The sequence below is a fragment of the Methylomicrobium agile genome (genome assembly GCF_000733855.1).
GTDB classification, from domain to species: domain Bacteria; phylum Pseudomonadota; class Gammaproteobacteria; order Methylococcales; family Methylomonadaceae; genus Methylomicrobium; species Methylomicrobium agile.
Window position 1 is genome coordinate 2,366,787 of sequence record NZ_JPOJ01000001.1, and the last position, 25,192, is coordinate 2,391,978.

A 25,192-nucleotide genomic window follows, 5' to 3' on the forward strand; every position below is an offset into this window, starting at 1 on the left:
CATGGATCATTCGATGATGGATCACGCCGCGATGCAGGGCATGGCGGAGGCCGCTGCTGCAGCCGGCGGCTTCGATTACACACTCGCCTTCGTCGCGGGTTTTTTGGGCAGTGGCCATTGCCTCGGCATGTGCGGCGCACTGGTGTCCGGCTATTTCATGAACGCCGGCAAACAGCGCTCGTATTGGCCGTATCTGTTGTATCAGGCTGCGCGCATCTCGGTTTACGGCCTGATCGGCATCGCCGCCGCGCTGCTCGGCGTGGTGCTGGTGTCGGGCGGAGTATTCGGCAAAATCCAGAGCATTTTACAGATGCTGATCGGTCTTGTGGTGATCGGCCTCGCGCTCGGCATTTTGGGCTGGCTGCCCCGGCAAGGCGCGTTGCGCCTGTTGCCCGTGCAATGGCTGCGCAAAGGCTATGCGGCCTCCCGGCGGCAAGGCCCCCTCGGCGGTGCGCTCCTGGCGGGCTTATTGAACGGCATGATGCCGTGCCCGTTGACCTTTGCGATGGCGGTAAAAGCGGTCACCGCCCCGAACGTTCTCGGCGGCGGCACGCTGATGCTCGCGTTCGGCGCCGGCACCCTGCCCATGATGCTGTTTATCAGCCTTGCTTTCGGCAGAATCCAGGCAGACCTTCGCGGGAGGATGTACAGAGCCGCCGCGATGGTCATGGTGGTGATGGGTATCAACACTTTTTACCGGGGCTTGAGCTTTTATCTGGACCAGAATTTCAAGCATCATAACCACTATGTCATGCTGCAGGCCTGGGTGAACGAGTTGATGGCTTATCTGTATCAGTTGGTCGCGTATTTCGGCGATCTGGTCGGCAATATTCAGAACATGTAGTTGTATCAACTGTAGGGTACGCTGTGCGTACCTTTTCACCCTCCAATGGTACGCACAGCGTACCCTACAACAGCTTGTGCTCTGGGGGGCAACCGACGCATGAACCCTACCTTCGTGGAGCGTTTTCCCGTCGCTGGGCAAAGGGCGTCTAACGCGGAGGCGCCGCGATGGAGGATGGTTCTGAACGGCCGTCGGACGATGATCGGTAGCTGTATCGGACTATCCACGCGTTATGCGGTTTTTCCTGCCGGTTTTTCGGAAATCCTGCAAATAGTTCCGGAAGCGGAAAGTTCTGCCGGAGTCCGGAAAGAAGCGGCCGGCGCGGTTGCCGGCCGAATCTCCCATAAAAACGGTCACGCAAGATTAATCACCGCGGCTTTTCTCGTCTCGGCTTTGCCGATCGCCAGCAAATCCCAGAACAGCAAGCCGCCGCCGGCGATCGTCATCAATCCGAAGATCACCCGCCATACCATCGCCTGCACGAACCAGGGATGGTTTTGCGCGTCGAAATAAGCCGTCCAGGTCGAGCCTTCGATCGCGCGTTCGATGAAGGATTGCTCGTAGCCGGCGATCAGCAGCGCGACGGTCATGCCCATCACGCCCAGATTGAGCAAAGCCAGCGACCATTTCCAGCGCCAGCCGTTCGCCAGCCCGCCGCCCATCCAGCAGTTGCCGCGCGCCTGCTGGGCGGCCAGATAGAAAAAGGCGATATTGATCGTCGCATAGGCGCCGAAGAAGGCCAGATGGCCGTGCGAAGCGGACCATTGCGTGCCGTGCGTGTAAAGATTGATTTGCGGTAGCGTGTGCATGAATCCCCAGACGCCGGCCCCCAAAAAGTTACCGAAGGTATGCGCGATGATCCAGGCCAGCGCCGGATGATTGCCGTTTTTGAAGTTATGTACGCCGGAATCGTAAACCGAATGCACCACCATCGCGACCAGCGGAATCGGCTCCAGCGCGGAGAAAAAGCCGCCGATCGTGAACCAGTATTCCGGCGTGCCGATCCAGAAATAGTGATGACCCAAGCCCAAAATGCCGGAGCCGAACATCAGCGCGACCTCGATATACAGCCAGGTCTGTACGATCTGCCGGCGCACGCCGAGCAGTTTCATCAGGCTCCAGGCCATGATGCAGCCGACCAGCACTTCCCAGGTGGCCTCGACCCAGAGATGAATCACCCACCACCACCAGTATTGGTCGACGCTGATATTGGTGGCGTAGAACATTCCGGCCAGGTACAGGCCGGCCAGGGCGACCAGGTCCAGCGTCAGCACGCCGGCGATGCCGGACCATTTACCCTGGGCGAAGGTCGCCGCGACGTTGTAGAAGAACACCAGCATCACTGCCACGATGCCGATGTCGGCCCAGCGCGGCGCCTCGATATATTCGCGGCCTTCGTTGATGAACCAGAGCGAGGTGTCGTTGCCGCTGCCGACCTGCACCAGGAGATATACCAGCACCACCAGCGCGACCGCCCCGGTCAGCACCCAGAATGCCAGTTGGCCCCATTTCAGGCCGACGACCGGCACGCCGCTTTCGTCTTCCAGAAACCAGTAGACCGAGCCGATGAAGCCGTACAGCATCCATACGATCATCGCGTTGATGTGAACCATCCGGTTGACGTTGAAATCGAGGACTTCATACAGGAATCCCGGCCAGATGAACTGCAGGCCGGCCAACAGGCCGAACAGCAACTGCGCCATGAACAGGACGACGGCGGCCGTAAAATAGTGCACCGCCAGTTTCTGTCCTCCGGTCAAATGGGGATTGGCCATGAAGACCGAGTAGCGGGAACGTAAACCGGCATATAATGCCGCGGCTTTGTCTTGATACGCTTGAATCGCCATGATCATTCCTCCTCTGCGCCGATGGCTTTAAAGTTGTGCGGGAACCCATTGGTGTCGATGGCCGACATCCATTTCAAAAAGGCTACGACGCCGCGCGCTTCTTCTTCGGTGATGCCCAGATTCGGCATTTTCCGGTTGGAGCCGTAAGTGTGGGCGTATTTTTCCGGATCGAGCAGAAACTGCGCCATCGCCGTTTCACGGCCGGCTCCGCCCCACGCCTGATCCAGCCAAGCCTTGGTCAGGTCCGGCGCGTAATAGGCGCCGTTGCCGAGCAGGGTATGGCAATTCATACAGTTTTTCGCTTGGGTGGTTTTTTTGCCGAGCGCCACTAGCTGCTCCGCTTCGGTCTCGCTCAGCATTTTGCCGAACAGCGGCGCATCGCCGAGGATTACCGGCTGGTAGCGCTGCAACTGTTTGTCGAAGCGGTAACTGATGTCCTTGTTGATGACGCTATAGGCCGGCACTCTCGAACCGCCGGCGGAAATTTTTGCCAGCGAGTCGAAAGTCAGCAGGATCAACAGGACGAAAGAGCCCGAGGTGACCCAGATAGCGGTTTTTTTCCAAAACGTTTCCGAAGCCCAGAAGGGAAGTGGTTCGTTCATAACGCCTCCGATTTTTTATTTTTTTAGAGTTATCGTCCGGATTCATGTGCGTGCGTGGCCGTACATAAGCGCCATATCAAACGCGGCATCCACCAATAGCCGACGACCATCAATACGGCCAGGATTTTCCAGTGCCCTTCCAGATGCAGAACTTTCGCGAAGATCGCCACGCAGGCCAGCAAGAGCCCGTAGGTCAGCCAGGAACCGTAGCGGAATCCTGCGCCGCCCTGCAGTTTTCCCCAGGCGAACAGCGCCGCATAAAGTGCCGCCAGTAAGATAATCAGCGCACCGCTGAAAAACACGATAAAAAAATCGGACAAGGCCACCGGTTCGATCATGCTTCGTTTCTCCCAGTCAGTCGGCAGCGGCTATTTAACACTAATAACCACAAAAAGTTAAGTGTTACCGATCGAATTTAAGATTTTCCTGTCGTCGATCGGCCGGTAGTCTTGCAGGAATTCGGTGAATCTATTGGGTTTTCTGCGCGGATCGATCGCCGTATCGTTCGGCAATTCGTCGTGATAATGGATCATGGGCCGCTTGACGATCTTGCTGCGGCTGCCGATCGGCGGCATGAAGCTTGGCTTCCTTCGCTTCATCGACTCGATTTACGCGAGCATGCTTTCCCGATCGACAACTCAGGAATCGACGCAACGAGGGCAAGCGCTAAAGGCTATAATGGGGTTTAAGTTGTTTTACGGGCCCGTGAAGATCGCTATTGGATGCGGCGGCGCCGGAGTGAGCGGTTAGTCCGGTGTTCGGGCGAGCAAGGCGGAGCGGGATGAAGGGGAAATTAACCCATCACTTCGGCCGTTCCGTCCGTTCCTCTACACGAGGATTTCAACCGCGAGATTGAGCAGCGTCAGCAGCACGCTTCCCATCAGAGCGGCCCAAAAACTTTCGATGCGGATACCGGGCACGAGTCCGGCAACCAGCCATAGCATCAACGCGTTGATCACCAGGAGGAAAAGCCCGAAGGTGAGAATCGTAAAGGGCAGGGTCAGCACGACCATCAGCGGCCGTACGACGGCATTCACGATGCCGAGAACGAGCGCGCCGATCAGCGCCGAGCCCCAGCCTTCCACTTGAACGCCGCGGACGAAGTGGGCGACAAGCAGCAGCAAGGCTGCCGTCAGGATCAGGTGTGCCAGAAACGCCATCATAACGACCTCCGTTTAGGTTCGAACAGGAAATCGGCAGAAAAAATCACTCTCTTTACCGATATGCTTCTATAACTATTCAATCTTTTTTACCCATCGTGACTCTTACGGGCGGCAGTTTAGTGACGGCAACCCCGGCATCGAGTTTTACATCGATCGGTTTGTCGACAGTCATGTTCAGCGCAATGGGTTTATCCGTCGCCACGTTCAGGTTTACCGTGAGCGGACAGCCTGATAAGGATAAAACGATCGGAGCCGCCAATATCGATTTTCCGGGTAACAATGAAGAAAAAAATCCTATTCATATCCATTACCTTTTCAAGGACAAAAAGCCTGAAATCCGGTTCGTGTAGATGGGAGAACTACCTGGGCTAATGCGCAGGCTTGGCGAGCATGCCTTTAAATAGGGCGGACCGCAATCTGGAAACACTCTGAACGTAAAACCCTGCCAGGTCGGTGCGTTAACGCACCCAGCGGAGGATGGAGACTTTGAAAGGGATGGGCCAAGCGGTTGGCGGCTCGCTCGAATACGGGCGAAGATCCGGTTCGCCAGCCCGAAAACGCCCGCTTACCCTTAGAAAAGGTCAATGTCCCAATATCTCCAGGTATTGGCCCTTAAGTGTTCGCCGGACCTTTTCTTCAGCATCCACAGATAGTTGTCGGTATTATCGAAATTGCCGGTCAGGCAGCCGCAGCTGAACTGATGGCAGTTGTTCAGCAGCACATGGTACCTTCTAGAGGCGCCGACCATCGAGATGGCCCGTTCCGCGGAAAGATAAGAGCCGATCGAAACGCCGTTGCGGCACGACACATAGATATGGATCGCCGTGCCGCCGTTGATGAAACCTCTGGGCGTGGTGACCTGAATTTTTCCATGTCGATTCAAATGGACGATTTTGTTATCGCCGATATAAATACCGGAATGATCCATATAGCCAAAAGCCAGATCGCAATAGAGCACGCTGCCAATTTCGGGAGCGACTCTGTTGCGGCATCCGTCGATAATGCTTTCGACCGTATTGTAAATGGGCATCAAAAACGCACGATAGGGCACAATATTTTCCGGCAGGCGGATGATTGAACGGATCGTTAAACGGGGGCAATCGCTTTTTCCGTCATTGCAAAACGGTAAAAGCGGGCTTCATGCGCTTGAGCTGATTTCATCAGTCCGTCAGAATAGCTTCGCTGGATCAATAGTTTACCTGAGAAAGAACGCTACGGCTATCGGTTGGGCGCAAGAATGATCCGGTTAGCTTGCGTAGGGCCGATGCCGTCACGGCTGCATGAAGGCAGGAGGTACGACCCCACGGATGAGGGAGATAGATCGCGTATGGAACCAACGATCGAGGGCAATGCAGGAGCAGTTGCCGAGGCGACCGCCGCCATGCCGAGCACTCCACCCTTCTGCAGCAGAATCTCATCCGGCGGAACCCGGCAAGCCGGTTCCGCCTTATGGGTTTCGGATTTGGGTGTCGGTTAGCATGGTTTCATCTCCCGTCATCTTTCGGTTCGGGGCGGTTTTGTTGGTATCGGCGTACGGGGTAAGTCATGATACCAACAAATCTACCAACAATTTGTTGGCATTCGGTGAAACGCTATAATGCAACACAAGCCAATAAAAAACCCGCTAAGCCTTGTGGCTTGCGGGTTCTGGGGCCGTATGAGACGGCCTGAAATTGCGATTTGGTGCCTCGGGCCGGAGTCGAACCGGCACGGTGTTTCCACCGAGGGATTTTAAGTCCCTTGCGTCTACCAATTTCGCCACCGAGGCATCGCTTGATGAGCGGGGTATTATATAAGAATTGCGAAAATAAACTAGGGCAGGACGGTATTTTTTCTGGGAGGACGCCAGCTGTGGGCAAATGGAGATTCAACCTGTAAGTCGGAACCGTTTACGAGTTTCGACGAATCGTTCGGCGGAACCCGGCAGGCTGGTTCCGCCTGAGCTAAGTACCTGCAAATGGTCAACTTTTCAGGGTTACTCGGCCTAATACCTTAACTTGACGGCATTGGAGACTGGAGAGCGGGGCGGTTCTGATATCCTGGCCGTGTTCTCTCCGGAGCATCCGGCTGGAATTAGGGTTTTCTTTCTTTCAGCAGATCGCGGATCTCGGTCAGCAACAGTTCTTCGCGGGTCGGTTCGAGGTCCGGGGCAGGGGCTTCGGGCTCGGCCTTTTTCAGTTTGTTGATCAATTTGACCAGCAGAAATATCGCAAAGGCGATAATCGTAAAATCGACGACCGTTTGCAGAAAGTTGCCGTATTTCAGCATGACCGCCGGAGTATCGCCGGAGGCATCCTTGATTTTGACTGCCAGATCGGTAAAATCCACGCCCCCGACCAGGACGCCGATCGGCGGCATGATCACATCGGCGACCAGCGACGAGACGATCTTGCCGAAAGCCGCGCCGATGATGATACCGACGGCCATGTCCACCGCGTTGCCTTTAACTGCAAATTCTTTGAATTCTTTTAACACATTCATGAAGGATCTCCTCGTGATTGATCATGATTTGCCGTATCGCCTGAAAAACGCCATGTCGGGCAAAAACTGAGCTGCCCGGCGCCAATTCTAATATAATTCGCGCTTATGAATCATGAACATTTCATGCGGCGTGCGATCGAACTCGCCAGGCAGGCGCCGCAATATCCTTTCGGCGCGGTAATCGTCCGGCGCGATGATGGACAATGCGTCGGCCAGGGTTTCAACCGCTCGGATTTGAATCCGACTTATCACGGCGAGATGGTCGCAATCAACGATTGTGCCGTCCGGCATCGTGCGGAAGACTGGCGCGGTTTCGATCTTTATACGACGGCGGAGCCTTGCGCGATGTGCCAGGGTGCGATCGAATGGGCGGGAATCGGCCGGGTTTTTTACGGCACTTCGATCCCTTACCTGCAGAAGCTCGGTTGGTGGCAGATCGATTTACGCGCGGCCGAGGTCAGCGCGCGAGCCGTTTTTCACGATACGCTGATTGTCGGCGGAATTCTCGAAACTGAATGCAATGCCTTATTTGCCGCCGCCCGCCGAGGCTGTTTCGGTACAGGTTCCGAATAGTCCGGTTTTATGGGGAGGATTTATCGTCCCTACCGTTCCAGGTTTGCCTTCAGTCGGGAGGTGTCATAAAACTGTCATAAATTCGGGATTACAATCCGGGCTTTAATTTTTGCTTTCGTAATCTATGACTAAATCGACCATTCTCGTGGTAGAAGATGAAGAGGCGATCCGCGCGATGCTGCTGCTGGTGCTCGAAAAGGCCGGCTTTACGGCGTATGCGGCAGGAGATGCCAGGGAGGCCCAGGCCGTGCTCGATCAGACGCCGGTGGATCTGATTTTGCTGGACTGGATGTTGCCCGGCATCAGCGGGGCGGAATGGGGGCGCCGCCTCCGGAAGGAAACGGCTTACCAGGATTTGCCGATCATCCTGTTGACTGCGCGCGGCGAGGAAGAAGATAAAGTGCGCGGTTTCGACGTGGGGGTAGACGATTATATGACCAAGCCGTTTTCTCCGAAGGAACTGATCGCCAGAATTCGCGCGGTGCTGCGCCGCAGCGGCAAACTTTCGGACGCCGGGCAGATCGTGCTCGGCGATATGATGCTCGATGCCGAGCAGCACCGGCTCAGCATCGGCGAGCGTCAGCTCGAGGTCAGTCCGACCGAGTTCAGGCTGATACAGTTTTTCATGACGCATCCGGACAAGGTCTACACGCGCACGCAATTGCTGGATCAGGTCTGGGGGCGCAGCGTGTATATCGAAGAGCGTACGGTCGACGTGCATATCCGCCGGCTCCGGAAGATTCTGGCCGAGTACGGCAGAGAGGAACTGTTGCAGACGGTGCGCGGTTTCGGCTATCGCTTTTCATTGACCGCATAGACAAAAGGCTTTATGGGAGTTTGGAAAAGGGAAATCACTATCGCTTTACTGTCTCTGCCGGCGATAGCGATTGCCGGCTTTCTGTCCGGCCATCTGTTGCCCTTGCTGCTGGCGGCGACCTTGATCTTTCTGTTTCGGCAGATTCAGCAAATCAGCCGTTTCGAATACTGGATCGGCAGAGGCGGCAAGGGCGATTATCCCAACACCAAAGGGATTTGGGAGGACATTTATTACCACGTCTATCGGCTTAAAAAAAGCGAAAAGCGGCGTAAGAAGAAGCTTAGAAAACTGCTCGAACAGTTCCGGGAATTTACCGGCGCATTGCCCGATGCCGCCGTGATTCTCGGCCAGGACGACGTGATCGAGTGGGCCAACAAAGCCGCGCTGAAAGTTTTGGGGTTGCAGCCGGGAGACAAGGGCCAGCGCATCCCCAACCTGATACGCTATCCCGAATTCGTCCGCTATCTCAAGTCGCGGGATTACCGGGACGGCATCATTCTGCCTTCGCCGGTGAACGGACAGATCACGTTGGCGGTCAGGATCGTCAGCTACGGCGCCGGCCTCAGGCTGCTCTTGGCGCAGGACGTGACGCAATTGAAGCAGATGGAAAGAATGCGCAAGGACTTCGTCGCGAACGTTTCGCACGAGCTCAGGACGCCGCTGACGGTATTGAAAGGCTATCTCGAAACCTTACAGGACATGGACGACGGCAGCTCGCCGCTATTGGCCGGTTCGCTGGAGCAAATGCGCGGACAGACCGAGCGCATGCAGCACCTGGTCGACGACCTGTTGATGTTGACCCGCCTCGAAACGCAGCAAAGGCGGACGGTTTGCGTCGATGTGCCGGCCTTGCTGAAGCAGATCTGCAACGAAAGGGGAATGGTCGAGAATTCGGCCGGGCGCCTCGAATTGGTCCTGGCGTCCGTTGCGAATCTCGATGGCGACGAGCAGGAATTGCGCAGCGCCTTCACCAACCTGGTCGGCAATGCGCTGAAATATTCATCCGCCGATTCGGTGGTGAAGGTGCGCTGGTTTGAAGAGGGCGGCACGGTTGTGTTCGAAGTCGAGGATCGCGGCATCGGAATAGCGCCCGAGGACATCCCCCGGGTAACCGAGCGCTTTTACCGGGCCGACTCCCTTCATGGCCGGAAAATTCCTGGCACCGGCCTTGGCCTGGCGATCGTCAAGCATGTGCTGATGCGCCATGACGGCCGTTTGAACATCATCAGCGAGCTCGGCAAGGGCAGCTGCTTCAGCTGTCACTTCCCGCCGAACCGCAAGTGCGATTGATCGGTAAGTTTTTCGATTTGGCTTATAATGGGGAGCCGGCCCGGTCCCGCCTCTGCGGCGAAAACCGAAAGGCAGCGGGGCACGGCGTTCGATAATAATAACCCGATAAAGTAACGGCCTCGGCGAAAGTCCGCTGGTGAAGGCAGAGGAGCGATAATGAGCGACACGTTAAAAAAGATGTTCAACTATTTCATGATCGGCGTGCTGGCGGTGATCCCGATCGTGATTACGCTGGAAATCATGATCTTTATCAAGGACCGCCTATCCGATCTGATCGGCACCGTGTATGCGGTGGCCGACAATTACCTTTATACCCTGATGGTGTTCGGCGTCAGTATCGCGATTCTGGTCTGGATCGGCCATAAAATCGTGAAGGACGGCCGCTACTGGGTGATTGCGACTTTCGACAACTTTATCGGCAGAATTCCGGTTTTAAATACCATTTACCGGGTCATCAAGAAAGTCATCAATATGTTTTCCGGGCACGATAAGGCGGCCGCGAAAGAGGTCGTTTATGTCGAATGGCCGAAGGAAGGCGCCTGGATGGCGGCTTATGTCACGAACCGCTTCGATGACAAATACGTACTGTTTATCCCGACCTCGCCGAACCCGACCTCCGGCTATACCACCATCGTGAGCAAATCGAAAGTGGTCAGATCGACGATGAATATCGAGGAAGCCAGCAGCCTGATTATCAGTGTCGGGGTCGATTTCAGCAAGGTTTCCGAGATCGCGGCTTTACCGAAAGACTAACTTGACAGCCTTTATTCCAACCGCTAAGCCGGAGCCAGCCTGATGGTCAAGCCCAGCATTCTCGCGTTTTCCGGCAGCGCCCGGAAAGACTCTTACAATCAACGGCTGGTGCGGATTGCGGCCCAGGGAGCGGAGCAGGCCGGAGCGGAGGTGACGCTTGTCGATCTGGCCGATTATCCGATGCCGATCTTCAATCAGGACGACGAAGCGGCCTACGGACTTCCCGAAGCCGCGCGGGCCTTCAAAAAGCTGTTGATCGCGCATGACGGCTTTTTGATCGCCTCCCCCGAATATAACAGCGCGTTCAGCCCGCTGCTGAAAAATGCGCTCGACTGGGCTTCCCGGCGCGAAGGCGACGAGGCGCCGCTCCTGGCTTACCGGGGCAAGGTCGCCGGCATTATGGCCGCTTCGCCGGGCGCGTTAGGAGGGCTCCGGGGGTTGGTATTTCTACGGCTGATGCTCAGCAATATCGGGGTGACCGTTTTGGCCGAGCAGCAGGGCATCGCGCAGGCGGACAAGGCGTTCCATCCGGAAGGCTATCTGAACGATGCGCAATTGCAGGATGCCGTCGTGAAGATCGGCGGCCGGCTGGCCGATGTCCTGCAGAAGCTCCAAAACAGCGGGGGTTGACGATTTTCCTGCCATTTCGTTGCCTGCACGGGATGATTGAACCGGGCAGGCCGATGAAATACTATTCTCCGCCCGAATCGATAACCCGCTTTTTCGATGCCTGACTTTGACCCTTCCTACGGCTATTCACTGGATCAGTTACTGCGGATCATGCCGCCGTTGCCGCCGGATGATTTTGCCTCATTCTGGGAGGAACGCTACCGGCGGGCGCTGGCGCTGGACCCGCGCCAGCGCCTCAGGCCGTGCGGCTGGCCGCATCCCGATTTCGAGTGTTGCGATCTCTATTACCGTTCCACCGATGACTTCGATATCCGGGGCTGGGCGTTGATTCCGAAGCACCAGCCGGTGGAACGGGGAGTGATCGTCGGCCACGGTTACGGCGGGCGCGAAGGGCCGGATTTCCATTTGCCGATCCCGAATGCGGTGCTTTTGTTTCCGTGTTTCCGCGGCTTGTCCCGCAGCCGGCGCTGGCCGATTTCGGATAATCCGGCTTACCACGTTCTGCACGACATCGACCGGAAAGACCGTTATATCCTGGGCGGCTGCGTCGAAGACCTGTGGCTGGCGGTATCCGCCTTGCTGGCGTTGTTTCCCGGGGTAGAAGGCCGTGTCGGCTATCTCGGCATCAGCTTCGGCGGCGGGATCGGGGCGCTGGCGATGCCCTGGGACGGGCGCATCCGGCGCGCCCATTTCAACGTGCCGAGTTTCGGCGACCATCCGCTGCGCCTGAAGCTGCCGACCTGGGGCAGCGCGGCGGCGGTGCAAAACTACCAGCGCGACCATGACGGTCATGTTCTCGAAACATTGCGCTACTATGATGCGGCCGTCGCGGCGCGGTATATCCGGGCGCCGGCCCATGTGGCCGCGGCGCTGGCCGATCCGGTGGTGGCGCCGCCCGGCCAGTTCAGTATTTACAACGCGTTAGCCGGGGAAAAGCGCCTGTTCGTTCTCGACTGGGGACACGCGGACTATCCGGACAAGGCAATGCAGGAAAACGCGTTGATCGCGGAGTTGGGAGAGTTTTTCGGCAACTTATGAAGCGGGAATATCACTGTTGGTACAGTCCCGAGCTGGGACGCGAGATGGAACTCCTGGTATTCGGCGGTGAGGGAGCGAAAGTGCTGATGTTTCCGACCCGCGAGGGCCGTTTTTACGAATATGAAAACATCGGGGTCGTAAAAACGCTGCAGCACAAAATCGAAGCCGGCCATCTGCAATTGTATTGCGTGGACAGTATTGCCGGCGAGAGTTTTTATTGCGGCTGGTGCCATCCTTCCGGGCGGATCCGGCGGCACATCCAGTACGAGGACTATATTCTGAAAGACGTGCTGCCGTTTATGGAAAAAAAGAATCCGTATCCCTGCACGATCGCCTACGGCTGCAGCCTCGGCGCGTATAAAGCTGCCACGCTCGCCTTCCGCCATCCCCATCTGTTTCAAAAATTGTGCGCGTTTTCGGGCCGGTACGATCTGACGCTGGCGGTCGAGCATTTTGGCAACCTGTTCGACGGCTACTACGACGACGACATTTATTTTCATACGCCCACGCATTTTCTGCCCCAGCTCGACTGTGAACGGAGACTAGAACAGTTGCGGCAGATGGACATGATCTTCGCGATCGGCCGGGACGATCCCTTTCTCGACAACAATCGCCATTTGAGCCGCATCCTGTGGTCCAAAGGCATCCGGCACGAACTGCACGAATGGGACGGGCGCGCGCATCGCGGCCGGTACTGGCGGCGGATGTCGAGTCTTTATGTCTGAGGCGGACTTGAGCGATATGGACCTGCCGGGTTTTAAAAACCTGGCAGGTCTGGAGAGCCGCCCAGGATCATTTTCAGCAGCAACGTTTGATCCCGTTCCATTTTTGATCCTGCCACTGTTTGAAAAACTCGGCCCGGCTCAAGGGACCCTCGCATTCGTGGGGGTCTTCATGCGTGTGGCAGTGCGCATAATGCTCAAGGTAGCGTTCGTAAGCGTCGTCGCCGCTCAGGCGGCGGACGGCCTGCCAGAAGGTTTTCAGGTGTTTGAGCATCAGTCCCGTACCCAGTTCTCGATCAGTTGGCTCGGACAGTGCGGCGCTTCGGATAGCGGCAGCGCCGGCCTGCCGGACAAATGCCGGTAGACGGCCCTCAACATGTCCAGTACGATCAGCCAGAGCAGCACGACGAAGCTCAGCGTGATCGCCGCGTCCAGGTGCAGATTGAGGATCAGCTGCGGCGCGATATGGGCTTTTTCCGGGGGCAGCAAGCCGCCTTCCAGTTTTGCGCTCAGGTCATTCGCGGCGGCGAAGAAGCCGATCCGAACGTCCGGGCTGACCAGTTTTTCCCAGGCCGCCGTCGAGGTGATCGTGACCAGCCAGGCCAGCGGCGCGCCGCTGATCCAGGCATGGCGGAGTTTGTTCGACTTGACCAGGATGCCGGTCGCGACACAGAGCGCGATCGCGGCGAGCATCTGGTTTGCGATCCCGAACAAAGGCCAGAGGATGTTCACGCCGCCGTTCGGATCGATCACGCCGATGTAAAGGAAACTCTGAATAAGTCCTACGCCTGGGATAAAATATCCGCAGCTTGCCATTTTCGATAGGTGCCCGCCATGAAGCAACTCGGACTCAGTGCCCCACTGTTTGTGAAGAAACCGAAACAGACTCGGCGGCAGCAATTTCTCCAAGAGATGGAGCAGGTAGTGCCTTGGAGTTTGTGGACGAGCCGGATAGCGCCGCACTACCCGACAGCGGGCCGAGGCCGCCGCCCCTTTCCCTTGGCGACGATGTTGCGCATTCACCTGATGCAGCAGTGGTTCGGCTATTCCGATCCGGCGATGGAGGAAGTATTGCACGACATGCCGCTGCTGCGCGAGTTTGCCGGGCTCGATGCGGGCGAGGACGCCCTGCCGGATGAAACCACGATCCTCAAGTTCCGGCATCTGCTGGAACGCCATCAGTTGGCACAAACCCTATTTGATGAAACGGCGGCGCTGTTGGCCGAAAAAGGCCTGTTGCTACGGCAAGGCACGATCGTCGATGCGACATTAATCGCTGCCCCGCCGTCCACCAAGAACCGGGCGCGCAAACGGGATGCCGAGATGAGTTCGACCAAGAAAGGGAACAATTACCACTTTGGGATGAAGGCGCACATTGGGGTCGATGCCGAGTCGGGGTTAGTGCATACTGTGGAGATGACCACCGCCAAGGTGGCGGATGGGGTCATGACGGAGGCGTTGCTGCACGGCGAGGAACGGGTCGTGCTGGGCGATCGGGCCTATACCCGCAAGGACCGGAATCTGGCGGCGGATCGCCTGGAAGGTGAGCCGGTTTGGGCCTTTCCGTTCAAGCGGGGGAAGGGTGAGGAGTTGCCGGTAGAGCAAGCCCTTCACAACCACATGCTGGCGCCGTTACGCGCCATGGTCGAACATCCGTTCCGGATCGTCAAGCGCCAGTTCGGCTATACCAAAGTGCGTTACCGGGGGCTGTTCAAGAATGCCCAACAACTCTACTTGCTGTTTGCCCTGGGCAATCTTTATCACGTTCGGCAGGCGCTGCAGCCGACCTAGGGAGACCTTTGTCCTTCGCCCTGGAAAACCGAGAACACTGAGTGAAATCACCCCGATAGCGGGCGCTGCCGGGAAGGATTTGCCCATTTTCGGCGAGGTGCCACGGATGTCGCACGGTGTCGCTTATAAAAACCACTTATTCAGAGCTTCCTAAAGGAAATAACCCCAGCCGGCCACGACGATTCCGCTGCTCAGCATCACCGACGGCGTCCAGGAAGTTTCGCCGAGCTTCGGCCAGAAATTGCCGAGCATGTCCTGCAGCATGAAGCGGCCGACGCGGGTGCCGGCGTCGAGCGTGGTCAGGATGAAGATCGCTTCGAACATGATCGCGAAGTGATACCAGAGGGCCAGGAAGCCGTTGCCGAACGCGCTGCCGAAGAGGCTGGCCATGCCTACCGCCAGCGACGGCGCGCCGCCGGTGCGCGCGAACAGGCTCGCTTCGCCCATTTGCGCGGCCAGGGCCTGCATCTGCTCGGCCGTCACAGGAAAGCCCCAGGAAGAAATCTTCGCGACCGCGGCGGCCGCGTCCGCCCCGACCACGCCGGCGGGGCTGTTGATCGCGAAAAACACGCCGGGATCGAGTACGGTCGCGGCGATCATCGCCATCAGTGCGACGAACGATTCGAGCAGCATGCCGCCGTAGCCGATCATCCGGATGTCGCGCTCGCTGGTCAAGAGCTTCGGCGTGGTGCCGGAGGAAATCAGCGCATGGAAACCTGAAATCGCGCCGCAGGCGATGGTGATGAACACGAACGGAAACAGCTTGCCGCCGAAGATCGGGCCGGTGCCGTCGATGAACGGGGTGAGCGCGGGCATCTTCACGTCGGGCCGCAGAATCACGATCGCGATCGCGAGCAGCGTGATCGTGCCGAGCTTGACGAAAGTGGACAGGTAATCGCGCGGCGCGAGCAGCAGCCAGACCGGAAACACCGCCGCCGCGAAGCCGTAGGCGATCACGGCCCAGGCCAGGGTCAGGCCGTCGTGATCGAACACCACGCGCCAGGTTTCGCTGCGGTCGACGAAGCCGCCGTAAGCGACCGAGGCGAGCAGTAAGGCCACGCCGAATATCGACGCTTCGAGCACGCGGCCGGGACGGATGCTGCGCATGTACAGGCCGACGATCATCGCGACCGGAATCGTCGCGGCGACGGTCGAGGTCGCCCACGGGCTATGCTTCATCGCATTCACGACCACCAGCCCGAGCACCGCGATCAGGATGATCATGATCGCGAAGGTTGCAACCAGGGCGGCGGTGCCGCCCAGTACGCCGATCTCGTCGCGGGCCATCTGCCCGAGGCTGCGCGCGTTGCGTCGGGTCGAGAAAAACAGCGTGACCATGTCCTGCACGCAGCCGCCGAGCACCGCGCCGATCAATATCCAGAGCGTGCCGGGCAGGTAGCCGAATTGCGCCGCGAGCGTCGGGCCGACCAGCGGGCCGGGACCGGCGATTGCCGCGAAGTGATGACCGAACACGATCCATTTATTTGTCGGCACGAAATCGCGGCCGTTGTCGAGGCGTTCGGCGGGGGTTGCGCGGGTCGGATTGACGGCCAGCACCTTGGCCGCAATCCAGGCCGCATAGAAGCGGTAGGCCAGCGCGTAGACGCAGACCGCCGCGATGATGAACCAGAGCGAATTGACCGTTTCGCCGCGCTGCAGGGCGATGCCGCCGACCGCCGACGCACCGAGCCCTCCGACCAGTATCCAGAGTAGAATTTTAAGCATGACTTTGCCCGTGTCGAATTGAAAAGTAAGGTATGCCGGTTTCCCCGGCGTAGTTATACGCGAAAAAAATCATGAATGCACAGCGAGCTGGCTAAAAAGTCGGTTTCATAGCAAAACGCCGTGGAGTGCGGGGCAAAAACAATCGATCGGCGTTCGGAAACCGAATCGGCAAGGCGGATCTGGCCGAGCGGATCGTGTTCCTGCCTGTTAAGCGGCGTGCAAAACTCAAGGCGGCCAAAGCGCCGGGGACGGTACAGCAGACTTTCCCGAAGGGATGCCTCTTATCTGCTGTACTGCACAATCAGATTCTGCAACGCGTCGGTATTCAACTGCTGCTTGTCGACTTTCAGGTAAGCCACCGCTTCTTCGGGATGCAGGGTCACGTCTTCGACGCCGTCGATTGCCAGTATCTCCTGTTCGAATTCGTCGAATTTTTGTAATTCGATCCGTTCCAGAGACAATAGCAGATTGGTCCAATGCCGGGGCGTTTTCATCCCGAACGCGAGCAGCAGCCAAGTTGCTGCCAGCGCGGCGCAGGCCATGAATAAGCCGCCGGCGCCGTAATGGCCGTAACACCAGCCGCCGGCCGCGCCGCCGATGCCGGCCCCCATGAACTGGCAGGTCGAGTAGATGCCCATCGCGGTGCCGCGCAGGTCGCCCGGCGCAGTTTTCGAAATCAGCGACGGCAGAGTGGCTTCGAGCAGGTTGAAGCCGCTGAAGAATAGCAGCAGCAAGCCGATCACCTGGAACAAGGAAGCATGGAACAGCGACAGGCCCAGAAAGGCCAGGATCAAGATCGACACGGCGCCGAGAAACACGCCTTTCATTTTTTGTTTCTTTTCGGCCAGGATGATGAAAGGAATCATGAAGGCCAGCGACAGCACGAAAACCGGCAGGTACACCATCCAGTGCCGTGCGGGAATAAGGCCCGCATCGCGCATCAGAAGCGGCACGACTACGAAGCTTGCGGTCATCACCAAATGCAGGATGAAAATGCCGTAATCGAGCCTCAAGAGTTCGGGATGGGTGAGTACCTCGCTGAAATGGCTCGGAATCACCTGCGCTTCGCGGTGCTTTCTGGACAGCCGAGGATTCGGGACCAGCAGTAGAACGATCAGGATCGCCAGCAGCGCCAGCCCCGCAATCAGCCAGAAAATGCCGTGTACGCCGATGAATGAGGCGATCACCGGCCCTGCCGTAATCGCGACGCCGAAAGAAACGCCGATGCTCGCGCCGATCAGCGCCATCGCTTTGGTGCGGTGCACTTCCTGGGTCAGGTCGGCGACCAGTGCCATCACCGCGGCGGCGATCGCGCCGGAGCCCTGGATCGCGCGTCCGATGATGATCCCGTAAATGTCGGTCGACAGCGCGGCGATCACGCTGCCGGCAAAGAACAGCAGGAGGCCCGCGACGATCACTTTCTTGCGGCCGAAGCGGTCCGAGACCAGTCCGAACGGGATTTGCAAAACGGATTGCACGATGCCGTAGATGCCTATCGCCAGGCCGATCAGCGCGGGGGTAGCGCCCTCGATCTGTTCGGCAAACAGGGAAAGAACAGGCATGACCAAAAACAGGCCGAGCATCCGGAATGCATAAATGCTGGCCAGCGACCAAGTGGCGCGTTTTTCGGGCCGCGTCATCGGGCTGGCGATGTCCTGTATCGGGTTCACAACCGGAATCTCCTCATGATGTCGTGATAAGGTCTACCTTTGATGCCGCCGTGCATGGAGCGGCCGGGCGCTTTCCGGCAGGGTTCGCCGGAAGGGGCTCGGCTCGGCGGGAGCGAATGATTGTCATCGCACGGCTGTTTCCCGGCGCGCGCCGAGGCGCGTGGGGAGCAGGCCTGCGTTTATGCTTGAATCTGGAACTCAGGAATCGTCGACGCGTTCCGCCAAATCGCTCAGCTTTTTCAACTGCGCGGACAACTGCGCGCGCGATTCCGCCCGGATAGTCGCATGCGCGACCTTGCGGCCTTTGCGGGGCGCCTTGCCGTACAGATGCAGATGCGCATGTTCGACCGCCAGCGCTTCGGCCGTTGCCGGCAGGCCGCCGATGAAGTTGACCATGGCCGGATGCCCGACCGGCCGGGTGGAGCCCAGCGGCAGCGACAGAATCGCACGCAAGTGGTTTTCGAACTGGCTGGTTTCGGCGCCTTCGATGGTCCAATGGCCGGAGTTGTGCACGCGCGGCGCGAATTCGTTTGCGACCAGCCGGCCGCCGACCTGGAACAGCTCGAGCGCGAGCACGCCGGCATAATCCAGCCCTTCGAGCAGGCGCGTCACATAATCTTCCGCCTGCGCCTGCATCGGATCGGCTTCGCGGCATTCGGAAACGCGCAGGATGCCGCCTTTGTGCAGGTTTTCCGATAACGGATAAAAGGCGATCTCGCCTTGCGGGCTGCGCGCGGCGATGATCGAGACTTCGCGGTCGAACGGGACGAACGCTTCGACGATGGCCGGGACGCCCGTCATGGACTCCCAAGCCTTTGGCAGATCCTCGGGGGTTCTGACGAAAGCTTGGCCTTTGCCGTCGTAGCCCATCCGCCGGCTTTTGACGATCGCAGGCCAGCCGATCGTTTCCATTGCCCGGGACAATTCGTCCAGGCTCTCGATCGGCGCAAACTTCGGCGTCGGAATGCCGATCGAGTTGAAGTAGTTCTTTTCGACCAGCCGGTCCTGCGCGACCGCCAGCGCATTGGGCGACGGATGCACTTCGGTGTGGGTCGCCAGAAAATGCGCGACATCGGCCGGCACGTTTTCGAATTCGTAAGTCACCACATCGGACATTTCGGCCAGCCGGGCGAGCAGCGCCGGGTCGTCGTAATCGCCGTGCAGATGCGTGCCGAGCGTATTGGCGCAGGCATCTTTGGCCGGGTCGAGGAAAATGAAGTCGATGCCCAGGGGATAACCCGCCAGCGCGATCATGCGGGCCAATTGGCCCGCGCCGAGGATGCCGACTTTCATAGGAGGCTGCCTTCGCCAGTGCCGCGCGGATCCGAGCCGGCCAGGACCGATTCGGTCTGCTTCTGCCGATAGCCGTTCAACGCGGAACGGTAGGTGTTGTGCTTGTTTCCGACGATCGAAGCGGCGAGCAGGGCGGCGTTGATCGCGCCCGCCTTGCCGATCGCCAGCGTGCCGACCGGAATGCCGGCCGGCATTTGCACGATCGACAGCAAGGAATCCAGACCATTCAGGGTTTTCGACTGCACCGGGACGCCTAACACCGGAACCGCCGTTTTGGCGGCGGTCATGCCCGGCAGATGCGCCGCGCCGCCCGCGCCCGCGATGATCACTTCCAGGCCTTTGGTTTCGGCGGTTTCGGCATAATGGAACAGTTTGTCCGGCGTCCGATGCGCCGAGACGACCTCGACTTCGTGCGGAATGCCCAGTTCCTGCAGCGTTTCCGCGGCGAAGCGCATCGTTTCCCAGTCAGAGGTCGAGCCCATTATGATGCCAACCAGTGCTGTCATGTCGTACTCCTGAAGATAAAAAGCGGGATGCGGCCAGCGCTCCCGGTCCGGTCGATAAATGAAGCGGAAAATTATCGCATAAATACCGGGCGATGTAGCGTTTAAAGTGAAAAAGAACGGGAGGCCGGGAAGATGCGGAATCGGAGAATCCGCCTTGTAAGAAGTGGCGTCCCCGGGGTGATTCGAACACCCAGTCGCCTTCTTAGGAGGAAGGTGCATTATCCGGCTTATGCTACGGGGACATCGGCCCATTCTAACAAGACTGGCTCGCTCATAACAAGCCGACGACGGAGACTGGCTCTCAAGCTATGGAGAAAATGTGTATATTCTTACCGGCGAAATGGCCGGGTTACACGTTTGCCGGGAGCCGGCTTTAGGGAAGAGCGAGCCGAACTTGCCTGATTCGAAAACTTTGTAATGCATCTCGGAAAATATGATTGTGTCATGCAATACAATGAATGATAGAGACGGTGGGATGAAAGCTGAAAGCGGACTGAGTATGATCGAAATGGACAATAAACTGGAACACATCAAGAAAGCAACGCGAGCGATCCTCAAAAACGAATCGCTGAATCTGCAACTGGTGCCGGTGATCGCCGTCAAACTGGTCAATTTGACTTACGATCCGGATGTACGTATCGAGGCGCTGGCGAAAATTATCGAAACCGACCCCGCCCTGGCCGTGAAAGTTTTGCAGACGATCAATTCCGCGGCTTTTTGTCTGCCCGCCAAGGTGACTTCGATCAGCCGTTCGGTGAATCTTTTGGGAGTGGATGAAGTTCGGCGGATCGCGTTGACCATGCTGTTGTTCAGCAAGATGATCCAGCGCAAATCCGGCCGGTTCGATTGTCTGTTCTTTTGGCAGCACTGCCTGTTCGTCGCCGAGCTGAGCCGGCGGATTGCCTCCACCCTGCGGCATCCCGACCCGGAAATGGTGTATGCGGCGGGGCTGCTGCACGATATCGGCAAGCTGGCCTTTGAAGTTCACGGCAAGCTGACTTACAGCCAGTTTATCGGTTCCCTGCATAACAGTTCCCACCCGCCGCTTGAAGAGGAAAAACATTTTTTCGGCATCACTCATGCCGAAATGGGGTTGGCGTTGTGCTTGGAATGGCAATTGCCAATGCCGATTACCGGCGTGGTTTCGCATCATCACGTATTGCCGGACCCCGGTTCGCCTTTTTATCCCTACCGGACCGAAATCGCGATCGTCGCTTTTGCCAACTATATCGCTTCGCTGCAGGGGATTTCCTCGACCCGCCATACCGGCCCGCCGCAATTGCCTCCTCAGGTATTCGAGTGGCTGCCGGTCGATGAGCTCGAATTGGACGGCCTGATGGAAGAAACCGACAAGGAAATGCGCGCCGCGCGCCAGTTTTACCGCATCGAATTTCCGGACGTCAACCGCCTCAGGGCCAAGCTTCTGCAGGCGAGCATCGCGATGAGCCGGAGTCATCACACTTCGGAGAAACCTGTTTCTCCGGCGGTCGTACGCAATATTTCGGCCAGTTTGACGGCGCCGCATCAAAGTCTGGAACCGGCGGATTTCGTGCCCTGGACACTGGAATCGATCAGGCATGATTTCGATTTCGACCGCGTGCTTCTGTTCAGAATCGATCCGCAGCGCCGTAGTCTGGTCGTTTCCCATGCTTGTCCGGAAGCTGGCGAAACGGGACTGGAAATCGACATCGGCCGCGTATCGGGCAAATTGCTGCATTGTTTTCGCGAGAAGACGGCGGTGCTGATCCCTGCGGCGCTCGAACCGGAAAATCCGCTGGTCGGGCAGTTCGGTGCGGCGGAGTTCATCGCGGTGCCGGTACTCAGCCACTGCCGGCTCGCCGGGATCATTTACGCGGATTACGGGCTCAGCCGTAAACCGATAAACGCCCGGGTTCTCGAGGAGATCGTCGCGGTTGCCGCTCAATTGGGCGTCGCGCTGGCCAATGCCAGGCATTACGAAATACAGAAGCATCAGGCGCAACTGGACCCCCTGACCCGGATTTACAACCGAGGTATGCTCGAGTTCTCGTTGAACCGGATTTGCCGCCGCCCTGCCGGGGAACTGCAAAACGTGGCGCTGGGTTTTGTCGATATCGACCGGTTCAAGCTGTTCAACGACCGGTGCGGGCATCAAAAAGGCGATGAAATCATCCGGCTGGTCGCCGATATGCTGAAGCGCCTGACCCGGCCGGGCGATTTGGTCGGCCGTTTCGGCGGCGAGGAATTTTTGTTCGTGCTGACCGATACCGACGAAAACGATGTGCGCGCTTATGCCGAGCGCATCCGTTCGGAAATCGAGCGTCGCGGGAAAACCCTGAAGCCGAGGTTTCGGCAACTGGAACTGACGGTGAGCATCGGCGTGGTGCTGTATCGGCCGAACTTCGGGAGTTATCACGAATTGATCGACGCTGCCGATCGGGCGATGTACCGCGCGAAAATGGCCGGCCGCAACCGTGTCGTTTTATTCGACGATCTTCCGGCTGGCGATGGGGCGCCGGCCAGCTCGCCGAAACAGGAGGCATGAGAGAGACTTTCCGCTTCGCTGCCGGTAGACTTTCAGGTGGTTTCCAGCGCGGTGCCGTTCCGGATAGCCTGTTTGATGAGTGCGGCCGCCTCGCCGTCCAGCTCGGCGGTTCTATGGTGCCGAACGCATAAGGCGCCTCTGAAACCCAGGTAATTCGGCCTGTAGCGCAGCAGCGTTGGAATATCCTTCAAGCGCAGCGAGCCGGCGAGTCCGCAGAGCAGATGGCGGGCCCTGGCTGCCTCGACGAAGCGTTCGATTTCGGCGGACGTCAGGATCTCGGGCAACGAGCCCCGGCTTTTATCCATCGTATCCAGCATCACGCCCGCGAAGCCGGCCTGCTGCAAGGTGGGGATGAAAGCCGAATCGGGCGACGCGTCGCCGAACAACACTGCAATCAAGGCATGCCCTCGTTCTGTCAGCACCGTCAGGCGGTGGGCGACGCCGGACCAATCTCCGCCCGGAAAGAAGCCGATTTTCACATAATCGACCCCGGTTGCCGCCATTGCCTGCACCGCATCGAAGACCAAGTCAGGCAGCATCGGCAGGTCGCCGACCGTGGCGCTGACCGGGATTTTGTCCGCGCACCAGGCGCGAATCCGGGCGACTTGTTCCGAGGGCAGCGCGCCGAGTGCGCCGGCAGCCGGCTGTTTCAGGTCGATGATGTCGGCGCCCGCCCGATAGGCGAGTTGCGCCTCCGCGAGGCTGTTGACGCTGGCCAGCATTCGGGTCATGAGCGGGGTTCTCCTTTCGCCTTGAACGATTCGATGTGCGCCATCAGCCAGTTCCAGGCTTCCAGCTCCCGGGGACCGGCGGTTTTTTCGATGCCTATCCGCAGATAGCCGATCTCCAGTTCGATCCGTTCGAGCGGCAGCCTGCTCAGGCGGCTGACCAGGATGGCCGCTTCGAGCACCGCATACTGGGCGCGGTTGAAACCTCTGAACGGCGCATGATTGACTTCGGTTACCGGGCGGCAGAAAAATTTCGGGCGGAGCGGGTCTGCTTCGATCCGCACGACTTCGACCTCGGTGTGCGCAAGCGCCGAGGCCAGCACGTGGCCGGCAATCTTTTCGGCCGGTTTGAGCGGCCAGTCGCGCCGGCCGGTCAGGCAGCCCGCAAAGATGCGCACGTCGTCGCAGTAATTGATCACGGCCGTTTTGGTTGCGGCCAGATTGTCGAGCGTTGCGGAGGGATGAAAAGGCAATATCGCCAGTTCTTCGCCTTGCGCGTGAATGCCCATCGGCGCGATATGCGGGTTTCCGGCGCGGTTTCGGGTTGTGACAATCGTTTCCAGAATCATGAATCAATAAATCGATGCAAAGGGGAACCCATCCTAGAGCAAGATCGGGTCCGAGTCATTAAAAATACCGAGCAGGATGCCGGTTACTCCAGCCGGCGGCGAATGTCGGCGAGTGCCTGCCGCAGCAGGTCCGGCCGGCCGGCCGGGTAGCGCAAGGCGTCCGTTTCCCGGCGCAGCCAGGTAAACTGGCGTTTGGCCAGCTGCCGGGTCGCGATGATGCCTTTTTCGGTCATCGTTTCCCGGTCGTATTCGCCGGCGAGATAGGCCCAGACTTGCCGGTAGCCCACTGCACGGATCGACGGCATTTTCTCGCTCAGATCGCCGCGCCGGTATAACGCTTCCACTTCCTCGATCAGGCCGGCTTTGAGCATTTGCCGGAAGCGTGCGGCGATCAGATCGTGCAGCGCGGCGCGCTGTTCCGGCGCGATGATCAGCTTGATCAGGCGGTAGGGCATGGTTTCCGCCGGCGTTTTATCGAAAAACGAAGACAACGGCATGCCGCTAACTTCGAAAACTTCCAGGGCGCGCTGGATGCGCTGCGGGTCATTCGGGTGAATTCGGGCGGCGGCTTCGGGATCGATTTCTAGGAGCCGTTGATGCAGGGCGCCTGATCCGAGCCGGGCGAGGTCTTTATCGAGGCGGGCCCGAATGGCCGGGTCGGCCTTCGGCAGCGCGGCCAGCCCTTGCGTCAAGGCGTTAAAATACAGCATCGTGCCGCCGACTAGGATCGGCAGTTTCCCGCGCTCGGTCATTTCTTCCATCAGTTTCAGCGCCTGCGCCCTGAACTGTCCGGTCGAAAACGCTTCGGCCGGGTCGAGGATGTCGATCAGGCGGTGCGGAATGCCGCGGCGTTCCTCTAGGGTCGGTTTGGCGGTGCCGATGTCCATGCCCCGGTATACCAGTACCGAATCGACGCTGATGATTTCACCGCCGAGCGCGGCGGCCAGCTCGACGGCCAGCGCGGATTTTCCCGACGCGGTAGGCCCCATCAACAAAACGGCGGGAGGCAGGGAGGAACGGTCGGGCATGCGTGACAGGAAATCGGAAACAGGAGGACGGCAGGGTTGCGGTAAGGCTCCGCGTGGCGAAGACTTATCGCAGCGGCTGTGCGGAAGCTATGCGAATCGGGTTTGTTGTGAAGCCAACAGCGCGGGTATCAGTAGTGCTGCAGGTATTGGTAAGGAACCGATCTGTCCCCCAGCGGCCGGGCAAAGGTATAAGCGGCCGGCGTATTGACCAGAATGTCGAACGCTTGCGGGAACGCATCGTGCGGTCTCGGGATCGACGCCAGTGCGGTTAGTGGCGACATGCCCACGAACAAGCCCATGCCGGCCAGGGTTACCGCCAGACCGATCGGCCTGTAAATCAGGACGTCCAGCAGCGTAAAGGCCGGGTCCGCCTTGAACGGGCGCAGCCTGTAGGCCGGCATTTGCGGAGGCGGGTAGCCGGACGGCGGCGGAGCATAATACGGAGCCGCAGCGGGGGCTGTGGGCCGGTACGCGGCGGGCGGCGGATTGTTTTGCTGCGCCGTAACCTCCTCGGCGCGCAGGGGCAAGCTGGCCGCTACCGATAGCGCGATAATGGCGCCATGAACAAGCTTCATCATGTTATAAACCCTGTTTTGCA

Annotated in this window: 28 protein-coding genes and 2 tRNA genes; 10 read left to right on the forward strand and 20 right to left on the reverse strand. The window is 58.6% G+C overall.

The features are described from left to right. Position 1 precedes the first annotated feature (1 nt). A complete protein-coding gene (locus CC94_RS0111150; protein ID WP_005369850.1) occupies positions 2 to 844 on the forward strand; it encodes a sulfite exporter TauE/SafE family protein in 843 nt (280 codons plus the stop codon). 353 nt (positions 845 to 1,197) lie between these two features. On the opposite strand, the gene CC94_RS0111160 is transcribed toward CC94_RS0111150, so the two are convergent. The 9 genes from CC94_RS0111160 to mscL all read right to left on the reverse strand — a co-directional run bounded on the left by CC94_RS0111160 (position 1,198) and on the right by mscL (position 6,937). Then, positions 1,198 to 2,691 carry a cbb3-type cytochrome c oxidase subunit I gene (locus CC94_RS0111160; RefSeq protein WP_005369851.1) on the reverse strand — a complete coding sequence of 498 codons (1,494 nt, stop codon included), beginning with the start codon at positions 2,689 to 2,691 and terminating at the stop codon, positions 1,198 to 1,200. Between the two features lie 2 nt (positions 2,692 to 2,693). Then, the gene (locus CC94_RS0111165) at positions 2,694 to 3,293 is read right to left on the reverse strand and encodes a c-type cytochrome (protein ID WP_005369852.1); all 600 of its coding nucleotides are present in this window, start codon (positions 3,291 to 3,293) and stop codon (positions 2,694 to 2,696) included. Between the two features lie 29 nt (positions 3,294 to 3,322). Beyond that, the gene (locus tag CC94_RS0111170) at positions 3,323 to 3,631 is read right to left on the reverse strand and encodes a hypothetical protein (protein WP_005369853.1); all 309 of its coding nucleotides are present in this window, start codon (positions 3,629 to 3,631) and stop codon (positions 3,323 to 3,325) included. A 57-nt stretch (positions 3,632 to 3,688) separates the two neighbouring features. Beyond that, positions 3,689 to 3,868 carry a hypothetical protein gene (locus CC94_RS0111175; protein WP_005369854.1) on the reverse strand — a complete coding sequence of 60 codons (180 nt, stop codon included), beginning with the start codon at positions 3,866 to 3,868 and terminating at the stop codon, positions 3,689 to 3,691. 252 nt (positions 3,869 to 4,120) lie between these two features. Continuing rightward, positions 4,121 to 4,456, reverse strand: coding sequence for a phage holin family protein (locus CC94_RS0111185; RefSeq protein ID WP_005369856.1), 336 nt, complete (start codon positions 4,454 to 4,456; stop codon positions 4,121 to 4,123). Between the two features lie 76 nt (positions 4,457 to 4,532). Beyond that, on the reverse strand, positions 4,533 to 4,715 hold the full coding sequence (locus tag CC94_RS23745) for a hypothetical protein (RefSeq protein ID WP_169740953.1): 183 nt from the start codon (positions 4,713 to 4,715) through the stop codon (positions 4,533 to 4,535). 312 nt (positions 4,716 to 5,027) lie between these two features. Beyond that, positions 5,028 to 5,486: a C40 family peptidase gene (locus tag CC94_RS0111195; RefSeq protein WP_051040461.1), complete on the reverse strand. Its 459-nt coding sequence runs from the start codon at positions 5,484 to 5,486 to the stop codon at positions 5,028 to 5,030. A 651-nt stretch (positions 5,487 to 6,137) separates the two neighbouring features. Beyond that, positions 6,138 to 6,224, reverse strand: a tRNA-Leu gene (locus CC94_RS0111200). A gap of 305 nt (positions 6,225 to 6,529) precedes the next feature. After that, positions 6,530 to 6,937 carry a large-conductance mechanosensitive channel protein MscL gene (gene mscL / locus CC94_RS0111205; RefSeq protein ID WP_031430871.1) on the reverse strand — a complete coding sequence of 136 codons (408 nt, stop codon included), beginning with the start codon at positions 6,935 to 6,937 and terminating at the stop codon, positions 6,530 to 6,532. 105 nt (positions 6,938 to 7,042) lie between these two features. Between mscL and CC94_RS0111210 the strand changes: the two genes are divergently transcribed. From CC94_RS0111210 to CC94_RS0111245, 7 genes are all read left to right on the forward strand, one after another. Then, positions 7,043 to 7,510 (forward strand): nucleoside deaminase, encoded by a 468-nt coding sequence (locus tag CC94_RS0111210; protein WP_031430873.1) that lies wholly within the window; start codon positions 7,043 to 7,045, stop codon positions 7,508 to 7,510. A gap of 124 nt (positions 7,511 to 7,634) precedes the next feature. Next, entirely contained in the window at positions 7,635 to 8,327 is a 693-nt protein-coding gene (phoB, locus tag CC94_RS0111215) for a phosphate regulon transcriptional regulator PhoB (RefSeq protein ID WP_031430874.1), read from the forward strand. 12 nt (positions 8,328 to 8,339) lie between these two features. Continuing rightward, positions 8,340 to 9,617, forward strand: a complete 1,278-nt coding sequence (gene phoR, locus CC94_RS0111220) for a phosphate regulon sensor histidine kinase PhoR (RefSeq protein ID WP_031430876.1) — start codon at positions 8,340 to 8,342, stop codon at positions 9,615 to 9,617. Positions 9,618 to 9,773: 156 nt separating this feature from the next. After that, positions 9,774 to 10,370, forward strand: coding sequence for a DUF502 domain-containing protein (locus tag CC94_RS0111225; protein WP_005369870.1), 597 nt, complete (start codon positions 9,774 to 9,776; stop codon positions 10,368 to 10,370). A 42-nt stretch (positions 10,371 to 10,412) separates the two neighbouring features. Next, positions 10,413 to 11,000, forward strand: a complete 588-nt coding sequence (locus CC94_RS0111230; RefSeq protein ID WP_031430879.1) for an NADPH-dependent FMN reductase — start codon at positions 10,413 to 10,415, stop codon at positions 10,998 to 11,000. Between the two features lie 96 nt (positions 11,001 to 11,096). Continuing rightward, positions 11,097 to 12,038 carry an acetylxylan esterase gene (locus tag CC94_RS0111240; protein ID WP_031430880.1) on the forward strand — a complete coding sequence of 314 codons (942 nt, stop codon included), beginning with the start codon at positions 11,097 to 11,099 and terminating at the stop codon, positions 12,036 to 12,038. Continuing rightward, on the forward strand, positions 12,035 to 12,763 hold the full coding sequence (locus tag CC94_RS0111245; protein ID WP_031430882.1) for an esterase family protein: 729 nt from the start codon (positions 12,035 to 12,037) through the stop codon (positions 12,761 to 12,763). Before CC94_RS0111240 ends, CC94_RS0111245 begins: the two co-directional genes overlap by 4 nt. A 73-nt stretch (positions 12,764 to 12,836) precedes the next feature. On the opposite strand, the gene CC94_RS0111250 is transcribed toward CC94_RS0111245, so the two are convergent. Together CC94_RS0111250 and CC94_RS0111255 are read right to left on the reverse strand one after the other, a co-directional pair. Further along, a complete protein-coding gene (locus tag CC94_RS0111250) occupies positions 12,837 to 13,034 on the reverse strand; it encodes a CstA-like transporter-associated (seleno)protein (protein WP_005369875.1) in 198 nt (65 codons plus the stop codon). Beyond that, positions 13,034 to 13,513, reverse strand: a complete 480-nt coding sequence (locus CC94_RS0111255) for a carbon starvation CstA family protein (RefSeq protein ID WP_031430884.1) — start codon at positions 13,511 to 13,513, stop codon at positions 13,034 to 13,036. Before CC94_RS0111255 ends, CC94_RS0111250 begins: the two co-directional genes overlap by 1 nt. A gap of 81 nt (positions 13,514 to 13,594) precedes the next feature. Here CC94_RS0111255 and CC94_RS0111260 point away from each other — a divergent pair, with 81 nt between their 5' ends. After that, a complete protein-coding gene (locus tag CC94_RS0111260; RefSeq protein ID WP_005369238.1) occupies positions 13,595 to 14,551 on the forward strand; it encodes an IS5 family transposase in 957 nt (318 codons plus the stop codon). A gap of 150 nt (positions 14,552 to 14,701) precedes the next feature. Here the strand turns inward: CC94_RS0111260 and CC94_RS0111265 are convergent, their stop codons facing one another. The 5 genes from CC94_RS0111265 to CC94_RS0111285 all read right to left on the reverse strand — a co-directional run bounded on the left by CC94_RS0111265 (position 14,702) and on the right by CC94_RS0111285 (position 19,987). Then, the gene (locus CC94_RS0111265) at positions 14,702 to 16,276 is read right to left on the reverse strand and encodes a carbon starvation CstA family protein (protein WP_031430885.1); all 1,575 of its coding nucleotides are present in this window, start codon (positions 16,274 to 16,276) and stop codon (positions 14,702 to 14,704) included. A 281-nt stretch (positions 16,277 to 16,557) separates the two neighbouring features. Continuing rightward, positions 16,558 to 17,946 carry an MFS transporter gene (locus CC94_RS0111270; protein WP_084675335.1) on the reverse strand — a complete coding sequence of 463 codons (1,389 nt, stop codon included), beginning with the start codon at positions 17,944 to 17,946 and terminating at the stop codon, positions 16,558 to 16,560. 198 nt (positions 17,947 to 18,144) lie between these two features. Beyond that, positions 18,145 to 19,239 carry a 5-(carboxyamino)imidazole ribonucleotide synthase gene (locus CC94_RS0111275; RefSeq protein WP_005369892.1) on the reverse strand — a complete coding sequence of 365 codons (1,095 nt, stop codon included), beginning with the start codon at positions 19,237 to 19,239 and terminating at the stop codon, positions 18,145 to 18,147. Continuing rightward, positions 19,236 to 19,745: a 5-(carboxyamino)imidazole ribonucleotide mutase gene (gene purE / locus CC94_RS0111280; protein ID WP_005369894.1), complete on the reverse strand. Its 510-nt coding sequence runs from the start codon at positions 19,743 to 19,745 to the stop codon at positions 19,236 to 19,238. The genes CC94_RS0111275 and purE overlap by 4 nt, the downstream gene beginning before the upstream one ends. Before the next feature lie 164 nt (positions 19,746 to 19,909). Further along, positions 19,910 to 19,987 (reverse strand) — tRNA-Arg (locus CC94_RS0111285). Positions 19,988 to 20,220: 233 nt separating this feature from the next. Between CC94_RS0111285 and CC94_RS0111290 the strand changes: the two genes are divergently transcribed. Continuing rightward, positions 20,221 to 22,269: a sensor domain-containing diguanylate cyclase gene (locus CC94_RS0111290; protein ID WP_051911474.1), complete on the forward strand. Its 2,049-nt coding sequence runs from the start codon at positions 20,221 to 20,223 to the stop codon at positions 22,267 to 22,269. A gap of 32 nt (positions 22,270 to 22,301) precedes the next feature. Here the strand turns inward: CC94_RS0111290 and CC94_RS0111295 are convergent, their stop codons facing one another. The 4 genes from CC94_RS0111295 to CC94_RS22360 form a co-directional block, all read right to left on the reverse strand. After that, the gene (locus tag CC94_RS0111295) at positions 22,302 to 23,000 is read right to left on the reverse strand and encodes a (5-formylfuran-3-yl)methyl phosphate synthase (protein ID WP_031430889.1); all 699 of its coding nucleotides are present in this window, start codon (positions 22,998 to 23,000) and stop codon (positions 22,302 to 22,304) included. Next, entirely contained in the window at positions 22,997 to 23,566 is a 570-nt protein-coding gene (locus tag CC94_RS0111300; protein WP_031430890.1) for a DUF447 domain-containing protein, read from the reverse strand. The genes CC94_RS0111295 and CC94_RS0111300 overlap by 4 nt, the downstream gene beginning before the upstream one ends. An 83-nt stretch (positions 23,567 to 23,649) precedes the next feature. Continuing rightward, on the reverse strand, positions 23,650 to 24,594 hold the full coding sequence (miaA, locus tag CC94_RS0111305; RefSeq protein ID WP_031430891.1) for a tRNA (adenosine(37)-N6)-dimethylallyltransferase MiaA: 945 nt from the start codon (positions 24,592 to 24,594) through the stop codon (positions 23,650 to 23,652). Positions 24,595 to 24,722: 128 nt separating this feature from the next. Continuing rightward, a complete protein-coding gene (locus CC94_RS22360; RefSeq protein ID WP_157203425.1) occupies positions 24,723 to 25,169 on the reverse strand; it encodes a hypothetical protein in 447 nt (148 codons plus the stop codon). Positions 25,170 to 25,192: the final 23 nt, after the last annotated feature.